The 458-nt window shown below is 76.0% G+C and carries 1 pseudogene; it reads right to left on the minus strand.

Annotated features, from left to right (window positions below):
- Positions 1–458, minus strand: a pseudogene (locus MFF21_RS23695) (chemotaxis protein); the annotation flags it as partial.

Below are 458 nucleotides of genomic sequence, written 5' to 3' on the forward strand. Positions count from 1 at the left end.
ATCGTGGCGTTCAGCGCCAGCAGGTTGGTCTGGCCGGCGATGGTCGAGATCAGGCCGACCACGTCGCCGATCCGGGCGGCGGCGTCCGAGAGCTCGCGCACCAGGGCCGCCGTCTGGTCGGCCTGGCCGACCGCGGCCTGGGCCAGAGCCGCCGAGCCGTCGACCTGACGGCCGATCTCCTGCACCGAGGAGCCGAGCTCTTCGGCCGCCGCGGCCACCGTGTTGACGTTGGCCGCCGCCTCCTCCGCCGCCGCCGCGACGCTGGAGGACTGGCCCGCGGTCTGGGTCGCGGTCGCCGTCATCGCCTGGGCGGTCGCCTGAAGCTGCGTCGCCGCCGACGAGACCTGCCCGACGATGCCCCCCACCGCCGCCTCGAACCCCGCCGCCATGGCCTGCATCCCGGCCTTGCGCTGCGCCTCCGCACCCGCCCGCGCCAGCGCCGTCTCCTCTTCGAGGGC

This window comes from Methylobacterium organophilum (assembly GCF_022179465.1).
GTDB lineage: Bacteria > Pseudomonadota > Alphaproteobacteria > Rhizobiales > Beijerinckiaceae > Methylobacterium > Methylobacterium organophilum.